This window comes from Dietzia sp. Cai40 (assembly GCF_014145165.1).
Lineage (GTDB): Bacteria > Actinomycetota > Actinomycetes > Mycobacteriales > Mycobacteriaceae > Dietzia > Dietzia natronolimnaea.
The window spans coordinates 1-3,258 of sequence record NZ_JAALEB010000139.1; the positions used below are offsets into that span (position 1 = coordinate 1).

4 protein-coding genes are annotated in these 3,258 nt (G+C 71.7%); 1 reads left to right on the plus strand and 3 read right to left on the minus strand.

Annotation, left to right across the window (positions count from 1 at the left end):
• Nucleotides 1-164: 164 nt before the first annotated feature.
• The 3 genes from G6022_RS06175 to G6022_RS06185 all read right to left on the minus strand — a co-directional run bounded on the left by G6022_RS06175 (nt 165) and on the right by G6022_RS06185 (nt 2,461).
• A complete protein-coding gene (locus G6022_RS06175; protein WP_182610833.1) occupies nt 165-1,235 on the minus strand; it encodes a 2-dehydropantoate 2-reductase in 1,071 nt (356 codons plus the stop codon).
• Nucleotides 1,236-1,308: 73 nt separating this feature from the next.
• A complete protein-coding gene (locus G6022_RS06180; protein ID WP_182610834.1) occupies nt 1,309-1,983 on the minus strand; it encodes an SDR family oxidoreductase in 675 nt (224 codons plus the stop codon).
• Between the two features lie 28 nt (nt 1,984-2,011).
• On the minus strand, nt 2,012-2,461 hold the full coding sequence (locus G6022_RS06185; RefSeq protein ID WP_259844083.1) for a MarR family transcriptional regulator: 450 nt from the start codon (nt 2,459-2,461) through the stop codon (nt 2,012-2,014).
• A gap of 104 nt (nt 2,462-2,565) precedes the next feature.
• Here G6022_RS06185 and G6022_RS06190 point away from each other — a divergent pair.
• Nucleotides 2,566-3,258 (plus strand): alpha/beta fold hydrolase (locus G6022_RS06190; protein WP_182691188.1); only part of this gene is annotated, 693 nt, incomplete at its 3' end.

Genomic DNA, 3,258 nt, shown 5'->3' on the forward strand with positions numbered 1-3,258 from the left:
AAGTGCGCCGGCTGCCCGCGTCGCACCCCGGCGGACCGGCATGCAGAGCTCCTGCGGCGCGCGTCGTCCTGAGGTGCCGGGCCGGGGCCGGGCACCTGACCCAGAGTTGCCGCCCCTCGCCGACTGCCCGCCCTAGAGTTGCAGCCGCGGGCCGACTGCCCGCCCTAGAGTTGCAGTCGCGCCAGCCGTCGTGCGCGTCGCCGTGCCCGCTGGAGTTCCGCGAGAAGTGCCTTGCCGGTCCACTGGCGGCGATCGGGTCCGGCCCGTTCGGCCTCGTGCACCAGCTCGACCATGTGCGCACACGCCGGCGTCTCGACACCGAGGTACCGACCCATCCGCACCACCTCCCCCTGGAGGATGTCGATCTCGGTCGGTCGGCCCCGGACCAGGTCGTCGTTCATCGACGACGTCCCGTCGGCGTCGACCCGCATGACCGCCCTGGCGAGCCTGCGGAACACCGGGGTGGGCAGCCGCATGACGGCCGGCAGCATGCCGGCGGGTACCGCGATGGGTACCCGGGACACCACTCCGGCGGCGGTGAAGACCCGGTTGGCCTCGGCCTGACAGAGCGCGACGCATCTGCGCAGGTCCCGGTCGAGGAGTTCGGTCCTCAGCGGGAGGCCGGACAACGCCTGGACCGCATTGTTCATGTTCAGCAGGACCTTGCCGTGCAGTACCGCCTGGATGTCGTCGGTCGCGCGCACCCGGAGATCGGCCTCCTCCATCACGCGCAGGAGCGGGGCGGCGAGGGGATGCTCGGCGATCCGGATCTCCCCGGTGCTGGTCCGACGGTAGGTCGCGGGGCCGGTCCGCGCGACGTTGAAGGGGATGATCCCGGCGATCACCGGTGTGGCGTCCACGCCCTCGCGGATCAGATCGGCCGAGTGCAGTCCGTTCTGCAGGCCCACCACCAGGGATCCCGGACGCAGGTACGGGACGAACTCGGCGGTGGCGGAGGCGGTGGAGCCGGCCTTGGTGCACACGAGCACCACGTCCGAGCGTCGGACGGCCACCGGCGTCTCGGCCAGGGTGAGCGCCTCGGCGGGCACGTGGAGGCGGTCCTCCACGCCCTCACCGGACTCCACGGTGAGTCCGACCGCGCGGATCGGGTCGAGGACATGAGGGCGCCCGACCAGCGTCACGTCGGCGTGGCGGGCGAGCCTGCCGCCCAGATAACACCCGACCACGCCCGCACCGATGACGGTGATGCGCAGCGGGGTGTCGGTGCCGACCATGGTGCTGGACGTTACGACATGCGCAGCGGTCCGGCGGTGGGATCGCGCGCGTGCCCACCGGGTCGAGGGGATCTCAGTGGCGCCGGGGTCGCAGAACCACCTCGGTCGGGTGGGCGTCGGGCCCCGAGTCGAGGGCGTGGCGCACCGCGGTGGCCACGGAGTCCGGGCTGAGGTGGGCCGACGGGTCATACTTCCCGCCCTCGGCGGCGACGATCGCCCGCTGCATGTCGGTGTCCACGCGTCCCGGATGGATCGAGGTGACGCGCAGGGCCGGTTCCTCGCCGCGGAGGGTGTCGGTGACGGCGCGCAGCGCGAACTTGGAGGCACTGTAGGAGCCCCAGCCCGGCTTGGCGGTGGTCCCGGCACCGGAGTTGATGACGACGACGTGGCCGCGGGCCGCGCGGAGCGCCGGGAGCAACACCCGGGTGAGCTCGACCACCGCGAGGACGTTGATCTCGAACGCGCGACGCCACTCGGCGGCGTCCGACTCGTCGATCCGCCCGAGGTCGGCCACCCCGGCGCAGTGGACCACCCCGTCGAGGGAGGTGATCCCGTCGGCGACCGATGACACCCCGTCGACCGTCGTCAGATCCGCGGTCACCACCCGGGCGGATCTGCAGGAGCGGGCCACCGACGCCAGTGCGTCGGCGTCGCGGCCCACCAGGATCAGGTCGTGATCCGACTCGAGCGCCCTGGCCGTGGCCGCGCCGATCCCGCGCGAGGCGCCGGTGATCATGACTGTGCCCATGTCCGGTGAGGGTAGACGCCGCGGAGGCTCAGCGGGCGGTCGCGGTCCCGTCGAAGGCGTCCAGGAGTGCGTTGAGGGCGGGGACCGCCGCCGACAGCGTCTCCCGGTGCTCCGGGGACAGGCGGGACAGGTGATCGGCGAAGTCCTGGTCGCGCGCCTCGAGCACCTGGTCGATCCGTGCCCGCCCGAGGTCGGTGAGCTCCACGCAGACGCCGCGGCCGTCCGAGTGGTCCCGCACGCGCTCCACGTAGCCCATGCTCTCCACCACGGTCACGGAATTGCTGGTCGTCGGGACCCGGACGTTCTCCAACCGGGCCAGGTCGCTCATCCGCAGCCGCCCGTGGCAGGCGAGCGTGTAGAGGATCGAGGTCTGTGCGCGGCTGAGGGCGTACTGGGTGTTCTGCCGCCGGACCAGAAGGTCCAGCCTGAGGAGGATGGGCCGGAACTCCGTCGCCAGTCCGCTCGTCACAGTGTCCACGCCGTGCCCCCTGACCCGTTCGTCCCCTCGGTCGCATGGGAGATGTAAGCACGTTCCGGGGCGGTTATGGGGCGTCATCCCGGGCCGTGAGGGATACTCTCGGCATGGATTTGTATCACCAGATCACCGGTTCCGGTCCCACGATCATCCTCATGCACGGTGTCTGCCACCGTGCGCACGCGTGGGACTCGGTCGTCCCGCTCCTGGCGGACCGGTTCCGGCTGGTGGTGGTGGACCTGCCCGGACACGGGGAGTCGGCGGATCTCCCCGACGCGGGTGACGTGCTCGAGTACATGATGGACCAATTGACTGAGCTCATCGCGGAGGTCGTGCCGGACGGGGAGCGCCCCCACGTCGTCGGGAACTCGCTCGGCGGCTTCCTCGCACTGGAGCTGGGGGCCCGTGGCCTGGCGAGCAGTGTCACCGCGCTCTCGCCCGCCGGGTTCTTCCGGTCCGACGCCGAGTGGCGCTACACGATGACCGTGTTCCACAGTCTGCGCCGGGCGGCCGGGAAGCTGGGCCGTCACATCCCCGTGGTGACCGAGAGGGCGGCGGGCCGTGCGGTGATGATGGCCGCGTTCTGCGCTCGGCCGTGGCGGTACCCCGCCGAGGCGGCGGCGATCGACGGCGAGGCGATCATCAGCAACACCGTGCTGGACCGGGCGGACCGCAGGACGTTCCTGTTCTCCGCGCCGGTGGACGAGGAGCTGCCGATCACCATCCGGTGGGGCCGGTTCGACCTGGTGCTGCCGGTCCGGCAGGTCTCGCTCGCGTCGAGGTTGTTCCCGCAGGCCCGG

What these genes read in the sequence shown, in the direction of transcription:
- G6022_RS06180 (WP_182610834.1), bottom strand. Translation starts at nt 1,983, where the DNA reads ATGGGCACAGTCATGATCACCGGCGCCTCGCGCGGGATCGGCGCGGCC.
- G6022_RS06175 (WP_182610833.1), bottom strand. Translation starts at nt 1,235, where the DNA reads ATGGTCGGCACCGACACCCCGCTGCGCATCACCGTCATCGGTGCGGGC.